The sequence below is a fragment of the Kitasatospora sp. MBT63 genome, from assembly GCF_000710465.2.
In the GTDB taxonomy this organism is placed as follows: Bacteria; Actinomycetota; Actinomycetes; order Streptomycetales; family Streptomycetaceae; genus Kitasatospora.
Map to the genome: position 1 here is coordinate 78,600 of NZ_JAIZ01000806.1, position 18,294 is coordinate 96,893.

General features: G+C 73.3%; 15 protein-coding genes. 2 read left to right on the forward strand and 13 right to left on the reverse strand.

Annotated features, from left to right (window positions below; translation table 11 throughout):
- From AA75_RS42090 to AA75_RS42100, 4 genes are all read right to left on the reverse strand, one after another.
- On the reverse strand, window positions 1-932 hold a 932-nt coding region (locus AA75_RS42090), incomplete at its 3' end, for a lanthionine synthetase C family protein (protein WP_033825796.1).
- Window positions 929-3,889 (reverse strand): lantibiotic dehydratase, encoded by a 2,961-nt coding sequence (locus tag AA75_RS42095; protein WP_233289440.1) that lies wholly within the window; start codon window positions 3,887-3,889, stop codon window positions 929-931. The genes AA75_RS42090 and AA75_RS42095, both read right to left, overlap by 4 nt.
- A gap of 133 nt (window positions 3,890-4,022) precedes the next feature.
- The gene (locus AA75_RS46775) at window positions 4,023-4,187 is read right to left on the reverse strand and encodes an FxLD family lanthipeptide (protein WP_082527239.1); all 165 of its coding nucleotides are present in this window, start codon (window positions 4,185-4,187) and stop codon (window positions 4,023-4,025) included.
- A 148-nt stretch (window positions 4,188-4,335) separates the two neighbouring features.
- On the reverse strand, window positions 4,336-5,154 hold the full coding sequence (locus AA75_RS42100; protein WP_051740768.1) for a TauD/TfdA family dioxygenase: 819 nt from the start codon (window positions 5,152-5,154) through the stop codon (window positions 4,336-4,338).
- Between the two features lie 177 nt (window positions 5,155-5,331).
- Here AA75_RS42100 and AA75_RS42105 point away from each other — a divergent pair, with 177 nt between their 5' ends.
- Complete coding sequence (locus AA75_RS42105; RefSeq protein WP_033825797.1) at window positions 5,332-5,754, forward strand: NUDIX domain-containing protein; 423 nt, start codon at window positions 5,332-5,334, stop codon at window positions 5,752-5,754.
- 3 nt (window positions 5,755-5,757) lie between these two features.
- A complete protein-coding gene (locus tag AA75_RS42110; protein WP_149030344.1) occupies window positions 5,758-6,903 on the forward strand; it encodes a helix-turn-helix domain-containing protein in 1,146 nt (381 codons plus the stop codon).
- A gap of 204 nt (window positions 6,904-7,107) precedes the next feature.
- On the opposite strand, the gene AA75_RS42115 is transcribed toward AA75_RS42110, so the two are convergent.
- The 9 genes from AA75_RS42115 to AA75_RS42155 all read right to left on the reverse strand — a co-directional run bounded on the left by AA75_RS42115 (window position 7,108) and on the right by AA75_RS42155 (window position 18,110).
- A complete protein-coding gene (locus AA75_RS42115; protein ID WP_158515664.1) occupies window positions 7,108-9,234 on the reverse strand; it encodes a tetratricopeptide repeat protein in 2,127 nt (708 codons plus the stop codon).
- 14 nt (window positions 9,235-9,248) lie between these two features.
- Window positions 9,249-11,138 (reverse strand): glycoside hydrolase family 15 protein, encoded by a 1,890-nt coding sequence (locus tag AA75_RS42120; RefSeq protein ID WP_063794552.1) that lies wholly within the window; start codon window positions 11,136-11,138, stop codon window positions 9,249-9,251.
- Window positions 11,139-11,170: 32 nt separating this feature from the next.
- Entirely contained in the window at window positions 11,171-11,719 is a 549-nt protein-coding gene (locus tag AA75_RS42125; protein WP_033825799.1) for a hypothetical protein, read from the reverse strand.
- A 70-nt stretch (window positions 11,720-11,789) separates the two neighbouring features.
- Window positions 11,790-12,032, reverse strand: coding sequence for a hypothetical protein (locus AA75_RS42130; protein ID WP_033825800.1), 243 nt, complete (start codon window positions 12,030-12,032; stop codon window positions 11,790-11,792).
- On the reverse strand, window positions 12,029-12,547 hold the full coding sequence (locus AA75_RS42135; protein ID WP_033825801.1) for a LuxR C-terminal-related transcriptional regulator: 519 nt from the start codon (window positions 12,545-12,547) through the stop codon (window positions 12,029-12,031). Before AA75_RS42135 ends, AA75_RS42130 begins: the two co-directional genes overlap by 4 nt.
- A 32-nt stretch (window positions 12,548-12,579) precedes the next feature.
- The gene (locus AA75_RS42140) at window positions 12,580-14,109 is read right to left on the reverse strand and encodes a Mur ligase domain-containing protein (RefSeq protein WP_033825802.1); all 1,530 of its coding nucleotides are present in this window, start codon (window positions 14,107-14,109) and stop codon (window positions 12,580-12,582) included.
- A gap of 87 nt (window positions 14,110-14,196) precedes the next feature.
- Complete coding sequence (locus tag AA75_RS42145; RefSeq protein ID WP_051740770.1) at window positions 14,197-15,609, reverse strand: glutamine synthetase family protein; 1,413 nt, start codon at window positions 15,607-15,609, stop codon at window positions 14,197-14,199.
- Window positions 15,606-17,099, reverse strand: a complete 1,494-nt coding sequence (locus AA75_RS42150) for an amino acid permease (RefSeq protein ID WP_051814357.1) — start codon at window positions 17,097-17,099, stop codon at window positions 15,606-15,608. Before AA75_RS42150 ends, AA75_RS42145 begins: the two co-directional genes overlap by 4 nt.
- A 69-nt stretch (window positions 17,100-17,168) precedes the next feature.
- Window positions 17,169-18,110: a hypothetical protein gene (locus AA75_RS42155; protein ID WP_051740774.1), complete on the reverse strand. Its 942-nt coding sequence runs from the start codon at window positions 18,108-18,110 to the stop codon at window positions 17,169-17,171.
- Between the last annotated feature and the right edge of the window lie 184 nt (window positions 18,111-18,294).

The window sequence follows — 18,294 nt, forward strand, 5'->3', positions numbered from 1 at the left end:
AGCGCGCTCTCGGCGTCGTTTCGCAGGTGCGGGTCGGTGAGGGCGGCGGCGGCGAGCTGCTGGGCGCGGGCGATGCCGGCGGTGCCGTAGCACCAGCTCGGCCGCTGCGGCGCGAGCGGTCTGCGGTCCGGGCCGGTCAGGTGCGCGGGGGTGATCCAGTACGGCCAGGCGTGGCCGTCGCGCCAGCGCTCCAGCCAGGCCAGGACGGTGCGGAGCGCCTCGCGCTGGCCGTCGACCTCGACGCCACGCCGAAGCGCGAGGGCGAGGAGCGCGAGCGGCCCGGCGATCCCGTGCGCGAGGCCGTTGTTGGCGTGCCCGCCGGGGAACCGCTCGTCCCGCTCGCCGGAGGGACCGGCGAGGGTCCACCATCCGGGCAGGACCTCCCCGTCGTGCTTGACGTCCTCGGTCAGGCGGACCAGGCAGGTCAGGATCCGCCGGATCGGCTCCCCGTCGGGGGCCCGGCGCAGGAGGACCGAGCCGATGCCGGTAAGCCCCCGAATCGTGTCGAACTCGGCGAGTGCTGGCAGGTCGCCCCGTGCGGTCCGGGCCTCGGCCTGATCGCAGCGGCGCAACGCGTCGGCGGCCACGACCTGGTCGAGGTGGTCGAGTGCACGCTGATAGGTGCCGGGGCGGGCTTGGGCGGCGCAGGTGAGGGCGTGGGCGAGCGCCGGGGCACCGTAGTAGAGGTAGCTGTCCGTCCCGCTGGTGACCGCAGGGCCGGCCGCGATCGACAGCCAGGCACGCACCGGTTCCCACGGGCCCAGCCCGGTGGCAGCGCGCTCGATGTGGAGCAGGGCGATGCCTGGGGCGCCGTGGGCGAGGGACTGGCGCCACTGCGGGCGTGACGACCAGGCGACGGGTGCAGCTGCCGGGTCGGTGAGCAGTTCGGCGATCCGGTCGGACAGCCGAAGGGCGGGGTGCGGGGCGTTCACAGGTCACCGTCCCGGGAGAGGCGAGCGAGGGCGGCGGCGCGGGCCAGGTACAGGACTTGGGCCTCGTTGTCGAAGTCGATGCGATGCGCCCGGACGAAGCTGCAGTGCAGCAGGGAGCCGAGCACGTCGTCCGCCGCCACACCTTGGGTATACGGCCCGGGGAAGAGACGGCGGTAGGCGTCCAGTGCGTCATCGCGTGCGGCCCAGGCGTCGACGACCGCGGCGCCTCCAGGCTCGGCGCGTAGCACGGCCCAGTCGCCGGCCGGATCCGCGAGGCGGACCGCCTCGGCGAACACCGGCCGGGCGACGGGTGCCGGGGGCTTGGCGGGGACATTGGCGATCAGCCAGCGCAGTCCCGCAGTTGCCGATCCGGTGAAGCCGGCCGCGATGGCGACCGCGTGGGCGGCCAGCAGGGCCTCGCGTCCGGGGAGCGCGATCTGGGTCAGTTGGGCGAGGGCGGAGGCGGAGTCGGCGCGGAAGACCTTCTCGGCGGCGGCCCAGGCGGGGCCTTCGCCCCACCGGCCGGTCTCCGCGTAGGAGGTCGGGTACACGACCTCGGACAGCAGCCCGGCGTGGTGGAGTTCGGTGCTCCAGGTGCTGATGGCAGCGGCGGCGGGGCCGAAGGCGTTCGGGGTGGGCAGTGCTATGCGCAGCCGCAGGTGCTGGCGTGGGTCGCGGAAGCGGACGAACCACCACCTCGGGTTGCCGAGGCGTTCCAGCAGGTCGGGCAGGTGGCGGGCGAGGACGGTGTCCTGGCGTTCCAGGTCGCCGTAGAGGGAGGCGAGGAGCACCGGGGAGGTGGCGGGGGCGTCGCCGTGGCCGCGGCGGAGGATCCTGGCCGGTGTGGGCTTGGGCAGGCGTGGCCAGGCCGGGGCCAGGGTGGCCGTGACGGGAATGGCGATCTCGTGGGCCCGGCCGTCGGCCCAGCCGAGGTCGGCCGGCTCGGGGGCCTCGACGAGGACGGCGTGCGGGGCGGAGCGAAGGTGCTCGCGCAGCAGGACGCGGTGACCGGGGTGGTCGAGGTCCAGGGGCAGGCCCTGGCTGTCGGCGGCCAGCGTGACGTGCCGGGCGACGCGGCGCCGCACCACCCACGCCGAGAGCATCTCGTCCCACTCGGTGAACCCGGCGGTCGTGGCGGGGGGTTCGGATCGGTTCAGGCGCCAGGAGGTGGCTGAGACGATGACGCGGCCGTGCCGAAGCCGGGGAAGGAACGGCAGCGCGCCGAGGGCGCCCCAGGAGAAGCGGGTGACCTGCGCGGTGTGTGCGCGGGAGAGCTCGGTGATCAGCCGGGCCAGGGGCGGGGTGTGGGTGCGCAGGTTCAGGGCGTGGGTGGCGGCGGCCTCAATTCGTACCCCGAGCGCCGGCGCGGCCAGGTACATGCGCCGCCCGTCGCAGCCCACCGTCAGGTCCTCGGGACCGAGAGCGCCGTCGGCGGACGGGCGGTGCTCGGCGAGGGCGATCACCAGCTGGCCGGTGGCGATGCTGCGGGCGACGTGCCCACTCGCCCCGTCCAGCGGAGGGTACGAGAGCTGCGCAGTGACGGCGTGCTCGTCCATCGTCGGCAAGCTGGTCATCAGGTTGGTGAACGCGGCCCGGTGTGCGGGTTCGAGGAGGTGGAGGAAGCGGCCGACCGAGACACCGGCCGCGCGGGACGCCGTGACGGCCTCCAGGCGGAAGGCGCCACGGTCGAGTTCCTCCCGTGTGCGGGCGTGGATGCGGGCGATGATCTCCAGGTGCGGGCGCAGCCGCGGCTCGTCCCCGGCGATGTCGAGCGAGGCGAGCAGGGCTTCGTCCAGGACGACCTCACGCTCGCCATCGAGCGCCGCGCGCTGGGCGAGGGCGGCGAGCAGCTCGTCGCGTTCGTCGAACCGCGGGCGGTCGGCGGGCCGGGCACCCGGGTAGCCGTCGGGCCAGCCGATCCCGCTGTCCGCCACCACGTCGAGCAGCGGCACCAGCGTGCCCCGGCCGTACCGCTCGTAGAAGCGCTGATGGTAAGCCCGCCACGCTGCTGTTCCCTTGGGGGCCGGGCTGAGCCGGGTCAGGAGGAGGGCGGCGCGGGCGGCCTCGTCCGCCACAGCCTGCGGGAGGACGATGTCGGCGTCCAGTCGCAGGTCGACGGCCGCCCCCGCGGGGTCGGTGCCGGCGGTGCGCAGGTTGTCCAGGATCTCGGCGACGCCCGGCAGGTCACCCGCGCCCGCGCCCTGCACGGTGGTGTGCAGGTGAGTGACGGGGTCGGGGTCGGTGGTCGGCGCGTGCAGGCTGGTGATCAGCGCGCGGTGGGCGACCAGCTCGGTCAGGACGTTCGTGACCTGCTCGGCGGTCGCGGCGGGGAACTCGGCGCGGACCTTCTCGGCGAGGTCGCGGAAGCGGACCGGGTCGCGGCCGGTCGCCACAGCGAGTGCGACGGGGCGGGTGCGGCGCAGGGTCGTCTCTGCGGCAGCCGTGCCGAGGCCGGGTCGGGCGAGCGGGCGGTGCGGAACGACGAGGCGCTCGCCGCGCACCTGGACGGTGTTGTTCGCGACCACGTCGAGGAGGTCCAGCAGGCCCGGGAGGCGCTCCAACTGCTTGATCGCCTCGTCGAGCCGGGCCGCCGCGACTGTACGGGTGGCGCGGTGTCCGCGCCCCCAGCGCAGGGCGGACACTGGGGCGAAGGAAGCGCCCTGCACGCCGGCGAAGTAGCCGAACGGGGTGGCGCGGCCCGAGGCTCGCAGCACGTAACGAGCGGTGGAGAGTGCCGTGTGCCGCACCTTGCGGGGCTCGGGGCTGGCTGCTGCGGTGAGCTTCCGGACCTGCTGGGCGAGGACAGGGCTGGCCTGTTCGAGGGCCTCGGCGAGGCTCGGGTCGGCCCACACCTCGCGCAGCCACTGCAGCTGACGGTCGGCCTGGCCCGCCTCGTCGAGGCCCGGCCAGGCGGGCACCGCAGGGGCGGAGTGCGCGACGGCACGCACGAGAGCCACGCCGGCGGCGCGGTAGGAAGCCGTGGAAGCGGTTGGGCGCATGGGTGGCGGACCTCGGGGTCGGGGCGGATCGGGACAGGGTGGCGGCCGGTGCCCCGGGGGTGTGCTTCCCCCGGGGCACCGGCCGGGCGGGTCAGTGCACGCCGGTGGTGCAGGCGCCGCAGGTGGCGCCGCAGCCGTCGTCGGTCAGGACCTGCAGGCTGGCCGCGTCGGCGGTCTCGACGGTGCGGACGTCGAGGTCGAACTCGTCGCCGACGGCGACAGTCGCCTTGGTCTCAGCCGTGATCGTCTGGGCCATGTGTTCCTCCTGTTGGGATTTCCCTTGCGGGACCTGGCGTCGGGGCGCGGGATGCGCCTCGCATCACCAGGAGTCGGTGAGTCCGGGACGGGCCGTAGGGCCCGCCCGGAAGACTTGTGAGCGAATGGCAGCCCGGATGCTGTCGCCGTCAGCCGCAGTCCACCGGGGGTGCGGTGTCGGCCGAACCGGGTGCGGGCCATGGGGCCGGGAATCCGGCGGCCAGGCCAAGAAAGGGGTGGGGCTGTCCGAGTGCCCGCAGTAGCAGCCGCTCCCCGGTGAAGCGGGTGCGGCCGTGCAGGATGCGGTGGTTGTCCAGCACGACGCCCTGCCCGCAGGCCAGGCGCAGGCGGGTGGTGTGGCGCTCGACGGCTCGGCGCAACGCGGGCAGGTGGGCCTCGGCCTCGGGCGAGAACCGGGCCAGCTCGTCCTGGCGTAGCCGAAGACGCCATCGCCCGTCGGGCAGGCGCTCCAGGACGGGGGCGAAGCGGCCGTCCGATCCGCCGAAGTACGCGGCCCGCGGCGCCGAGAGGGCCTCCAGCGCGGTCGGGCGGGAGGCGGCCAGTTCGGCGAGGACAGCCCGGCCGTCCACCAGCAGGCTCTCGCCGCCCTCGTCGGCCGCCCGCGCACAGGCCAGCAGCATCAGCCGCGGCGGTTGGGGCAGCTGAGCACACTCGGTGTGCAGCGCGAGGTCGCCGCGTCCGAGGCCGGCGAAGCCCGTCCGGCCCTCGTGCCGGCCAGTGTCGCGAATGACGGTCAATCCGTCCGGATCGGCGTCGCGGTGCCGCCACCGCGCGGACATCAGCAGGGCCGCCGTGTCGAGCACATTGCTGCGACCGCCGAGGCGGGAGAGCCGCACCAGGCCGCGCTCGCGCAGCACGGCCGCGGCCCGTTCCAACCCGTCACCACCCAGCGCGCCGAGGGTGAACTCTTCGTCCGTGGCAGGCAGTGCGGTACCGGAAGACGGCATGGAGGATCCCCCTCGTGAGAACGGGCGGATGGGAGAGGACACACTGTGGCGGGCGCACCCGCCCCGAGTGAAGTGACAAATTGTCAAAGATCGATCACTGAGCCGTAAGAGCGTTCGGCGGCGGCCGGCTGCTACGTTCGACAGGCCCGTGCCCGTCCGTGCGCCGTGGAAGTAGAGATGACTGAACAGCCCTATGTGCCGCCGGCCTTCCCGATCTCGATCAAGGGCGTGGTCCTCGACCCGCACGGGCGAGTGCTGCTGCTGAAGAACGAACGGGCCGAGTGGGAGCTGCCCGGCGGAAAGCTGGAAGGCCCCGAGACACCGGAGCAGCGGGTGGAGACCGAGATCCGTGAGGAGAGTGGCTGGACTGCCACCGCCGGCCCATTGCTGGACGTGTGGATGTACGAGCCGGTCCCCGGCCGGAAGGTCTTCATCGTCACCTACGGCTGCACCGCCGCCGATGCACACCGGCTGCCGGTCGTCAGCCACGAGCACAAGGAAGCCGCGCTCTTCCACCGCGACGAGGTGCCCCACCTGGTCATGCCCCAGGGCTACAAGGACTCCGTCGCCCGCTGGTACGAACTGCAGGGCCGGGCCTGACCGGTGACACGCCGCGACCAGCACGGCGGCATCCGCTGGCACTGGACGACCCCACGGGCCCAGGACATCCTGCGCCGCCGCAGCCTGCCCGAGATCCTCACCTTCTACCGGCAGCTCAACCAGCTCCCGCAGGAGGAACTCGGCACCCTCCTCGGCTACTCCACCAGCTACATCTCCCGTGTGGAGAACGGAAACCGCACCATCACCGACATCGGCGCGCTGCGGCACATCGCCCAGAGCCTCGGCCTGCCACCCCACGTCTTCGGCATCACCGACGACGCCGACGGAGACCACCACGCCATGATCCAGTTCGGTGAGAGCGTCCTGCGCCTGGCCGAGATCGCTCGCCAAGCCGGACAGGCCGCCGCCGCCGTCGACGAACTCTGGCCCCTCGTCGCCCGCCTCGAAGCCCGCGCCGCCGACGGCCACACCGACACCGACGTCCTGCGCCTGCTCGCCCGCGCCCGCACCGGACTCGGTGTCGCGCTCGGCCACGTCCTGCCCGAAGAACGCCTCGCCACCGCAGCGCGCTGGACCGGCAGCGTCGCCATCGCCCGCCGCCTCGACGACCGGGCCCTGCACGCCCACGCCCTGCGCCACCACGGCAACGAACTGCGCAAGGCCGGCCTTCACCACGCCGCCCTGGAACGTCTCGGCCGCGCCCGCGACCTCGCCCGCACCCCCGACGACCGAGCCGCGGCCGTCATCCTCCTCGCCCGCGCCGCCGGAACAGCCGGCGCCACGACCGTGTTCGACGACGCCGTCGCCGAGAGCCGACGCCTGCTCGACACCGCCAGCGTCACCCCGCTGTTCTCCGAGTTCACCCTTCACGAGGTGCAGCTGCGCGGCCTCGCCGCCACCGGCCGCGTTCCCGGCGCCGTCGAACTCCTCGAACGCGCACCCGCACCCGGCTTCCAGACCAGCCCGCAATGGCGCATCATCTCCGCGATCACCGCAGCCCAGATCCTGCTGCGCCGCGGCGACCGGGACGCGGCCGGGGAACAGATGCGCGCGGCCCTGCAAGGTGCCGAACTGCACCGCCTGCCACACCAGGTCCAGCGCGTCATCCGCGCCAGCAGCGGGCTTCCCGACATCCGCGAACAGGCACAGGGCACCCTCGACCGGCTGAGGGCGGACATAGCAGCCTGACACGAAGCAACCTCGAGATGTGGTGCTCCTGTCGCTGCGTACCCGCCACACCACAGCACCGGATCGCGAGCCGGCCACCGGGCCGGAGCGCACCAGGGCATGCCGCCGACGGACCTCGCTGGCGGTGTCGAAGGTCATCATCAGGTCTCTCCGCGGTACCGGATTGTCAGGGACAGGTGGGCGTAATGCAGGGATGCCGGTCTGTCAGGGCTGCCAGGGCGTGCCAGGGCCGAGGTGAGCCAGGAGTGTGGTCAGGCGTGCTGTGTCCCGGCCGCTGCCTAGCCCCGTGTACTGGTTGAGGCTTGCGGTGTACCAGCCGAGGGCGACATCCGACTGTCCGGAGCGTTCGGCGGCCTGCCCGAGGAACTCGGTGGTGCGGGCGATCCAGTGGCGGTGGCCGAGGTCGGCGAACTCGCGCCGGGCCTGGACGAGCGTGGCGGCGGCGAGATCGTGCTGGTCGGCGAGGGAGTAGCCCTCGCCGAGGTAGGCCAGTGCCCTCGCGGCGTTGAGCGGGTCCGGTGGCTGGAGGCTGGTGAGATCGGTACGGGCCATGCGCAGAATCGGGAGGGCGAAGTCGACGTGGCCTTGGCGAGCGGCTGCGGAGGCGAGGAGCATCCCGGCGAGTCCCGCGCCCCGGCGGTCGTCGAGGTCGCTGTAGAGGCTTAAGGCTTCTCCGAGGAACGACTGGGCCTGGTCGTACAGTCCGGCATCGTGGAGGGCTGCCCCGATGCCAGAGGTGTACTGGGCGACGCCGGCGAGGTCGCCCGCAACGTGGGCCAGCGCGGCAGCCCGTGAGTAGTGGGTGGCGGCCTCCGTGTGGCGTCCGGCGGCGACCAGGCCGAGGGCGAGGGTGGAGGACATCTCGCGGATCGCCATCGGGTCGCCCCAGCGGAGTGCGGCACGCAGTCCGGCCTCGTACACGATGATCCACATCGGGACGTCGCGGTGGTAGTGGAAGAGGGGCCACAGGTCGGAGGCGAGCGCGCAGGCAACCGCCGGGTCGTCGCAGGAGACAGCGGTGATCATGGCGGAGCCGACGGCGGGGGCGATGGCCTCCAGCCAGGCGAGGGCCTCGTGCCGGTTGGTGAAGCGGACCGGCTCGACTGGGGGCCCCAGCAGCGGGCGGGGCAGGGCGCGGTGGTGCGGGGTGAGGAGCTGGGCGCAGGCGCGGGCGGCCTGGAGCAGGTGGGTGAGGTAGCCGGTGCAGGCTTCGTCGGCGGCCAGCCTGGCCGGTGCTCCGACGCCGGTGGCGGCGCTGCGGACGGCCGGGCGGAGCGTGTAGAGGTCGCCGCGGACGGCGGCGCGGTGGGCGGTGTCGAGCAAGCCCCGGGCGGCCAGTTCGGTGAGGAGCACGCGGGCCTGGTCGCGGGTGGTGCCGGTCGCGGCGGCACTGGAGGCGAGGTCGAGATCGGGAGCCGGGACCAGGGCGAGCCGCTGCAGGAAGCCGGCCTCCCGCAGTGACAGGTGGTCGAGGGCGGTGTCGACGGCGTCGCGCACGGGATTTTCCGATCGGGTTGCCCCTGATGGGGAGGGCGCGGGTAGGCCGGCGCGCAGTGGCAGGTCCGGCTGGAGGACGAGGTCGGCGGCGGCAAGCCCGATGGCCAGCGGCATCCCGCCGTGGAACCCGACGAGGGCCGCGGCCCCGTCCGGGTCGCGGCCGGTACGGTCCTCGCCGACGATCCGCGACAGCAGCCGCAGGCCGTGCTCGGCCGCCAGCGGTTCGAGGCGCTGGTGAACGGCGCCGTGGGCCAGCAGCGCCGGCAGCGGGTCGCGGCTGGTCACCACGACCAGGCAGCCCGAAGCCGCTGGAATCAGCGGCAGCACCTGCCCGGGGTCGGCCGCGTCCTCCAGCACCACCAGTACGCGCCGACGGGCGGTCTCGCTGCGCCACAGGCCGAGCAGCTCGTGTTCGGCCCAGGGCAGCGGGGCGTGTCCGCCGAGGCCAAGTGAGCGCAGCAGTGACCGCGCGACCTCGGCGGCCGTGGCGGGGCCGCCCGGGGAGTGCGCGCGAAGCCGGGCCACCAGCTGGCCGTCCGGGTACCGGTCTGCGATCTGGTGGCCCAGCTTCGTGGCGAGGGCGCGTTTGCCGACGCCGTCCGGGCCGGTGATCACCACGACGGGCGCCGTTTCGTCCGCCGGGGCCCGGCCGAGGACGGCGTTCAGGGACTGCAGGGCCTCCTCCCGGTCGGTGAACACGGCAGGGACGGGGGCGAGTTGTCGCGGCACCGGTGTCGGCAGCGGGGTCGGGCCCGGGCCGAGGTGCACGCCGCCGGTGATGGTCCCGGCCTGGACGGCAGTGGCGACCGAGGAGCTGTCGACGGTGTTGCGCACCTCGTCCCCGCCCACTACGCGACCACGGCGGCCGGTGCCGCCTGCTCGACGGCCACGCGGCGGCGGGGCGGTGCGGCCCGCCAGGACCGGGGCCTGGGGGCGAGGCGGACGGCGGCGTCGACCATGCTCCAGTGCGAGAACGCCTGCGGGTAGTTCCCGAGCTGGCGCCCAGCGAGGGGGTCGTACTCCTCGGCGAGCAGGCCGAGGTTGCTGCGCAGGCCGAGGAGCCGGTCGAACAGCTGACGGGCTTCGGCGGTGCGGCCGATGGCGGCGAGGCCCTCGGCGAGCCAGAACGAGCAGGCCAGGAAGGCGCCCTCGTGGCCGGCAAGGCCGTCCACGTTGGCGCCGGACGACTCGTGGGTGGCGTAGCGCAGCACCAGGCCGTGCTCGGTGAGTTCGTGCTGGATGGCCTCGATCGTGGCGATGACGCGCTTGTCGTCGGCGGGTAGGAAGCCGCCCTGGGGGATCAGCAGCAGGGAGGCGTCGAGGGCCTGGCCGGCGTAGTACTGGGTGAACACGCCGCGCTCGTCGACGCCGTGGGTACACACGTCGTGGTGGATCTCCTCGCGCAGCTCGGCGACGCGGACCAGTACGGTGGGATCGGTGGTGGTGCGGCGCTCCAGCATTCGCAGGGTCCGGTCCACGGCGACCCAGCACATGACCTTGGAGTGCGTGAAGTGGCGCGCTTCGCCGCGGATTTCCCAGATGCCCTCGTCCGGCTCCCGCCAGCGCAGCTCCACCTGGGAGACGAGCGCCAGGAGCAGGGCGTCGACCTGTGGTGAGGGCGGCAGGCCCGCGTCCTCGGCGAGCAGCAGTGTGTCCGCGAGTTCACCGAACACGTCGAGCTGGAGCTGGCCGGCGGCGCCGTTGCCGATGCGCACGGGCAGGGACTCCTCGTACCCGGGCAGGTGGCCCAAGACCTCCTCGTCCAGGTCGGTGTCGCCGTTGATGCGGTAGATCGGCTGAAGGCGCTCAGGGGCGACCGTGTCGATGAGCCAGCGCCGCCAGCGCCGGGCCTCCTCCAGTTGTCCGAGCCGGATCAGGGCGGCGATGGCCAGCGCGCTGTCGCGCAGCCACACGAACCGGTAGTCCCACTGGCGTTCGCCGCCGAGCTGCTCGGGCAGGGAGGTGGTGGGCGCGGCGATCACGCCACCGCCCGGGTGGCACATGGCCTTGATGGTGAGGGCGGAGCGCACCACGGCCTCGCGGTACGGACCCCGGTAGGTGCACCCCCGTGCCCACTGCTCCCAGTACTCCACGGTCGCGTCCAGCTCGGCGAAGGCGTCCGGCGGGATGGGCGCGTGCTTGTTGGAGGGCTTCCAGGTGAGTGAGAGCGCGATGCTCTGGTGGGCGTGGAGGGTGAGGTCGGCCCGGCATACCCCTTCGCGGTTGACGGTGTGGGAGGGGCCGTCGAGCCAGTACGTGTGCGGGTGGGTGGTCGCGGACAGGCGCGGGGTGCCGTGGTTGAAGCGCTGGATGGTCGGCAGCGTGGCGCCGTAGTCGGTACGGGGGCGGAAGACGGAGGCGACGCGCACCACGCCGCTGACGCACTCGACGATCCGGATGATCTGCGGTTCGGCGTCGTCGGTGACGTCGGGGGCGGGCATGAAGTCGGTGACGACGAGGGTGCCGGTGTCGGTGTCCCACTCCTGGCGCAGGACCATGGTGTCGCCCAGGTACTGGCGGCGGTCGGCGGGCGGCGGCGTGCCGTCGTAGACGGCCGGGCCGATGCGCCAGAAGCCGTGCTCGTCGTCGCCGAGCATCGAGGCGAAGACGGCCGGGGAGTCGAAGTCGGGCAGGCAGGCGAAGTTGATGGCGCCGTCCGGGCGGACCAGGGCGGCGGAGCGCGTGTTGCCGAGGAGGGCGAGGTCCTCGATCTGGAACGGGGCAGGGGCGCGGAGCATGGTCGTCCTGACGTGGGCGGGAGAAGTGGTGGTCAGCCGCGGACGGCGGGCCGGGTGGTGAGCGCGGCGAGGGCGGCGGCGACGGTGTCGGCGAGCGTGTCGGCGACGGGCAGCCACGGCATGAGGTTGGCCAGCAGGACGCGGTTGGCCTGCTGCACGGGGTCGGCCGGGTCGCAGCCGACGACCACCGTCCCGCCGTACGGGGAGAACAGGTCGGCCTCGTAGCAGTCGTGCACGCGCACGTGGCCGAGCGGGTTCCAGAACAGGACGACGCTGGTCCGGCGGATGTTGGTGTCCTGCCAGCCGAACGGGGCCCACGCGGCGTAGGGGTCGGTGGCGGGGTCGCGGGAGGGGCGCGGGTTGAGGACGGTGCCGTCGAAGCCGGCGGCCTCCAGCAGGTCGACCGTCTCGGACTGCCAGTCCGGGCAGCCGACGGTCGCCCCGGCGAGGAACACCGACGGCAGGCCGTCCGGCTCGAACGGCTCCGGCGCCTCGATGTAGCGCAGTCGCTCCGGTCCGCCGTCGCGGCGGCCGGGGGCGCTCCCCAGGGCGACGGTGTGGTGGGTGGGTGGTGTGGTCATCTGGTCTCTGTGGTCGAAGGGGTGCGGCCCTGGCCCGAACGGCCGCCATGGGTAGTGCGGGTCGTGCTGCTCAGTCGGACCGGCGGGTGCCGGCGCGGCCGGGGTCGTTCGGGGGCGGCGTGCGGTGGTTGACCAGGCGGTCGGCGACGCCGAGGGTGGTCAGGGCGGCTGCGGCGAAGATGCCGAGGTAGACCGGCTGACCGAGGGTTGAGAAGTGCGCCAGCAGGTAGACAGCGCAGCCGCCGACGATCACGCCGAGCAGGAAGGACAGCACGGCGAGCGTGGTCCGCCCAGGTCTCAGCCGGGCGCTCACGGCGCCGCGCTCCTCGTCCCGGCGGTGCGGGCGAGCGGTTCGGCCGGCCACGCGGGGTCGATGTCGCTCAGCAGCACCAGCTCGGCGAGCACCCCGACGACGACGGCCTGGGTGTCGGAGTCGACGTTCAACGTGCTGAGGAGGGTCTTGGTGTAACTGCGCATCGTCGTCGAGGAGATGCCGAAATCCGCGGTCAGCTCCGGGGTGCTGCGACCACCCGCCCAGCCGCGAAGGACCTGCGACAGGCGCGGGGCGAGGGAGGGCTTGATGGTCAGTGCCCCGCTGGGGTGCACAGGCTCGGTGACGATCCGGTGAGCGGTGGCCCAGCCCGCGAGCTGGAGCACGGTGCGGGTACCGCTCGTGACGAGCACCGCCTCGATCGCGCTGCGGACGTCGCCCAGGCGGAGCCGCGTCTCGGGGTCGGCGGCGATCTGCTCGAAGGTGGCTCCGGCGGAGGCCAGGACAATCAGCCGACGCTCGGCGGCGGCGAGGGCGGGCAAGGGCTCGGTGGGCACAGCGGTTTCTCCAACAGAGCGGCTCGGACGGTTCACAGGTGCTGTGGGATCGGCGCACCCGGCGCCGCCAGATGAGACAGCAGACGGGCCCCAAGCCGCTCGGCCTGCCCGGTGCCGACGACCAGGACCAGGTCGCCCTCGGCGGCCAGCTCACCGATGAGCTGCTCGGGGCCGGGCTCGCACGGGCCGGAGCGGGCACGCTGGACCTTGCCGTCGCCGAGCTTGCGGCGGGCGGCCTGCTCGACGGCGTCCAGCGGGTCGGGCACCGTGTGGTGGACCAGTGGGGTGCTGACCGGCAGCAGCAGTGCGTGGTCCACGCCCTTGAGCGCTGCACCGAGTTCGGCCGCGTGCTCGCTGGTGCGGGCGATGCCGTCCGGCTCCAGGACGACCAACAGCGAGCCATCGGTGAGCATCCGGGCGGCCTCCACGTCCTGGGCGACCTCGCGCGGATGCCGGGCCCGGGAGTCCACCACCGCGACACCGCGCTGCGAGCCGACTGGGGCGAGCGAGCGCTCAACCCCGCGGAAAGAGGCGGCGCGCTCGGCGACGGCCTGCGGGTCCTCGCCGAGCACCAGGGCGGTGGCGATGGCCGCGCACACCGCCAGCGCGTGGTGGCGTCCGGCCACCGGGAGGACGAAGGCGTGGTCCGTCTTCTGGTAGCGCAGGACGACGCGGAAGTCCGTGCCGGTCCAGCGCGGTGTCATGATCCAGACGGTGGAGGCAGGGTCGGTGCCGACGGTGACCACCCGCTGATCGGGCACGGGACGGTCGCCGAGGCGTTCGCGCAGGTTCGCCGTGCTGGTGTCCCAGGTCGGCAGGACGACCACGGCCGCGTTGCGGGCGAGCCTTTCGGCGGCGTTGAGCCCGGCGATGTTGTCCTCGAAGTGCGGGGCATTGGCACTGGTGGCGAGGATCAGCGCGGCGGCGAACTTGGGCTCGGTCGTCAGGAAGTGCGGGGCGGGGCGGTGCTGCCAGGCACCGGGCGGAGCGGCCTCGTGGGTGCCGGCGTCCGGGCACAGGTCCACGACGACCCGGTCGCCGTCCCCCGCGTGCCCGGCGGCACCGTCGCGGGCCGGGGCGGTCAGCACCCAGCCCGTCCGCCCGTCGTCGAGGACGTGCGCGAGGGCGGCTGCCGCGGTCGTGGTGCTGCGGCTGCCCGCCACGGCCACCGCCCCGGCACCGGCCTGAACGGAGAGGGCCTTGAGCGCGACGGCACGGCCGATGACCGGCAGCCGCAGCACCTGGGCGCGGTCCAGCTCGGGGTGCGATCCGGCGACGACGCCCGACCAGACCACCGCCGTGCGGTCGGTGCGCACGTGCCCGGCGTCGAAGCCGACGTGGACCCGCACGCCCGCCGCTTCGAGCGCGGCGACGACGGGGCTGGTCTGGGTGGCCTCGGGGATGCTGCCGGTGACGTCGGCTCCGGCCTCGGCCAGCCACCGGGCCAGGCCCTCCATGCCGGGGGCGAGGATGTCGACCAGGTGCACGGCCGTCAGCAGGCCTGGCACGGCCGGCCGCGGGTCGGTGCCGACCACGGTCTCGGGTCGGGTGGTGGTGTCCATGATGTTCTCCAACGGGGAAGCGGGGTGCGGGGGTTGGGTCCGGACCGGGCGCGGGGAGGGGGATTCGACCCGCGACCGGCCCGGGGCTCATGCCTGGGCGAGACCGCGCTCGACCTCGGCGTCGGTGACCACACGGGAGTGGTGGTCCAGGTCCATGCGGGCGATCCGTGCCAGGTGCGCGACCACCCGTTCCTCCAGCAGCTCACCGGCCAACGTGCTGGCCTCGAACGCGCCGACTGCCTCCTCCAGCGACTGCGGCAGCAGCGGCACCTCGCGCTGCTCGTAGGCGTCGCCGCTGACGGCCTCCGGGGGCTTGAGGCCGGCCTCGACGCCGTGCCGGATTCCGGCGAACACCGCCGCCAGGGCGAGCAGCGGGTTGGCGTCCGCACCCGGCAGGCGCACCTCCAGCCGCAGGCTGCGGCCGTGGCCGACCACCCGCACCGCGCACGTCCGGTTGTCCCGGCCCCACGTGAGGCGGGCCGGCGCGAAGGAGTGGTCGCTGAGCCGCTTGTAGCTGTTCACGTACGGCGCCCAGAGCGGGGCGACCTCGGGCAGTACGGCCAGCAGTCCGGCCACCGCCTGCCCGCCCCGCTCCGACAGCTCGGTCCCGTCTTGCGGGTCGGCGGCCAGCATCGTCCGGTCGTCGAAGTCGGCCAGCGAGACGTGCAGGTGCAGGCCGCTGCCGACCCCGGTGGACGGGGCCGCCATGAACGAGGCGGTCATACCGGCCTCGTCCGCGACCGTCCTGGCGGCGTGCTTGAACAGCACGTGCTGCTCGCACGCCGCCACCGCCTCCCCGTACGGGAAGGTCAGCTCGATCTGACCAGGGGCTCCTTCGCCCTTGACGGCCTCGACCGGCAGGCCGGCGGTGGCCAGGACCTGGCGGAGCCTGCGGCCGAACTCCCGCACCGTGGGCGGCTGGTCGAGGCCGTAGTCGCGGTTGTCCGTGACGGCGGGACGAAGGCCCCGCCAGTCGGCCGCCGCAGCGTCCCGGGCGGTGCCTTCGTAGAGTACGAACTCCGTCTCGATCCCCACCGCTGGCACCACACCGAGCTCGGCGAGCCGGTGCAGCTGCTCGGCCAGCACCGTGCCCGGCGCCAGCGGGTGCGGCCACCCGCCTGCGATCGGCTGGGCAAGCACCAGCGCAGTGCCCGGCAGCCACGGCAACAGCCGGGCCCGCTGCAGGTCGGGCAGCAGAGCGACATCACCGAACCCGGACTGCCAGGAGAACGGACCAGTCCGGGCCGGGGTCATGCCCAGGTCGGTGCCGAGCACGTACCCGCACATCTCCGGGGACAGCGCCCCCGACCGCAGCCGCTCCACCAGCTGGGCAGCGTCGTACTCCTTGCCCTTGAGCCGGCCCTGCGCGTCGACCGTCGCCAGCAGCACCGTGTCGAGGCCGAAGGCGGACACCAGCTGCTCCAGCGGCCCGGTTGGCGAGAGTGCCGCCGTCTGGGTCTTGGCCGCGCGGGAACGGGCGGCCCGCATCGTCGCCTTCATACGATCTGCGCCTCGACCCGGGCCAGGTGCGGGTCCTCCACCACCGGCACGGAGAACTTGTTGCCGGCCAGCTTCCACCACGCCCACGCCAGCACGAGAACCGCCGCGAGGGTGATGGGCGCGTAGTTGAACGTCTCGATGGTCACGGGGGCCCGCTGCGGCAGGCACACCAGCACCGCCAGGATCACCACCCACACCACGGCGGCGATCCCGATCGGCCTGCTCCACCGGCCGAGGTTCCACGGCCCGGGGGCGAACCTGTCGCCCTGCCGCAGCCGCAGGTAGACGGGGATGATGTAGGAGGGGGTCATGCCGATGACGTTCACGGCCGTCACCGCGCCGTAGGCGACCGGAGACCAGAGCGACGGTACGGCCAGGACGAAGGCGACCGAGACCGCCAGCCACACCGCGGGCACCGGCACGCCGTTGGCCGAGACCCGGCGCCACGTCGCCGAGCCGGGCAGTGCACCATCCCGGGAGAAGGCGTAGATCATGCGCGACGCGGCAGTGGTCTCCGCGCTGCCGCAGAACAGCTGGGCCCCGATCACGACGAGCAGCAGCAGCTTCGCGCCGGTCGTCCCGACCGCGTCCTGGAAGATCTGTGCGGGCGGCACGGCGGCGGCAGACGTGCCGGTGTAGTCCTGGACGGCGAACAGCAGGCCGGCCAGCAGCACCGTGCCTGCCAGCAGGGAGACCCAGATCGAGCGGACGATGCCGCGCGGCGCGGCGACCCTGGCGTCCTTGGTTTCCTCTGACAGGTGCGCGGAGGCGTCATAGCCGCAGAACGTGTAGCCGCCGAGCAGCAGGCCGATCGCCGAGACGTAGATGGGGCTCGTCCAGCCGGTGCCGTTCTCGAAGTGCGTGAACACCCAGGACAGGGACTGGTGGTGGGAGGGGACGACGGTGAGCACGCTGACGATCAGGGCGACGCCGAGCAGGTGCCACCACACCGAGATGCTGTTGAGCAGGCTCACGACGCGGACCCCGACGACGTTCAGCAGGGCGTGCAGTATCAGGACGCCCGCGAAGATCGTCAGGATCAGGCCCGGCGTCGGGGCGACCCCCCACTGCAATCCGGCGAACGCGGCGATGAACGAGGCCGCGCCGTAGTCGATGCCGGCGATCCCGCCCAACAACCCGAGGAGGTTCAACCAGCCGGTCGTCCAGCCCCACCGCGGACCGCCGAGCCGCTGGGCCATGTAGTACAGGCCGCCGGAGGTGGGGTAGGCGCTGGTGACCTCGGCGAGCGCCGCGCCGACCAGCAGCACGGCCAGGCCGACGGCGACCCAGCCCCACATCATCACCGCCGGGCCGCCGGTCACCAGCCCGAGCCCGAACAGGGTCATGCAGCCACTGAGCACCGAGATGACCGAGAACGACACGGCGAAGTTGCCGAACGACCCCATCCGGCGGACGAGTTCGGGCTCGTAACCGAGCGACCGAAGATGCTGGTCCTCGGGGCCGGACGCGGTGCGCTGGTGCCAGGACATGGCGAAGCCTCCAGGAGAAGTCGGGTGCTGGCCCGGCGCGGCGCCGGGCAGAAGATTGGTCGGTGGTGGTCAGCTGGCGACGGCGTAGGACTGGGCCATCGCCTGCCACAGCAGGTCACCCGGTCGGTCCGCCAGGCTCTGCCAGGGCTGCAAGGAGATGAACGGGGCCATCGCGGAGAAGACCTCGGCAGCCTCCCGGCGTTGGCGGCTCGCCCAGAGCGCGTGGGCGAGGTGGCTCTCGTCCGCCACCGGCCACCGGCTGCCGCGCCCGAGCGCGGCCCGCCAGTGCCCGAAGGCACGCAGCACCGTGCCGCGGACCGTCTCGTCGTCCGTCCACTGCAGCTGGATCGCCTCCTTGCGCTCGGCGCGGCGGTAGCGGTCGACGTACAGGTACAGCGGCAGGGCGTGGAGGGCGGAACCGTCCGGTGCGCTGGGCAGGTAGGTGGCCAGGAACTCGGTCGCCGGGCCAACCTCATTACGGGCCAGCCAGAAGCGGAGCATCCGGTGGAACGCTTCCCGACCCCACGGGTCGGTCCGGCGGGCCTGGTCGAACAGCCCCCACGGACCGGGCGGGAGCATCTTGTCCGGAGCCGGAACCTTGTGTTCGGGCCGTTCCTGTGCGGTGTCCAGCTGCGCGAGGGTGAGCAGTCCGAGCCACGGCACGGGATCGCCCCCGAGCATCGAAGCTGCCAGCCAGCACCACTGCCGGGCGCTGCTTTCGAGCGCCATGTCCCGCGAGTCCGGCTGCCGTTGGCCGACCAGCAGAGCCTGGTCGACGGCAACGCGGGTGTGCAGCGTGGTCAGGCCGAACGCGCCGGGCTCCTCGTCACCCCAGTGACGGAGGACGTTGTTGTGGCCGGCCATCGCACCGAGCACCTGGGTGCGCGCCGCCCACAGGCCGGGTTCACCCCAGGAGTTGGCGAGAAGTGCTCGTGCTGAATACCACCGGCCGTGCCGCAGTTCCTCGACCGCCGCCCGCAGGTCGCCGTCGTGGCCGGCGGGGTGCTGCACGAGCTGATCGGCACCAGCGCTTGGCGCAGATGGCATGACCTGATCCCCCTTTGTGGTCTGTCGGTGTGATCTCCCCAGCATCCGCACACCGTTCGGTTGCCGGTGCCGTTTGGGGTTGGTGGGACGCAACCGCAGCGGCGAAGAGCTTGGGACCGTCCTGCGACATCGGGTTAATGCTGTCGGC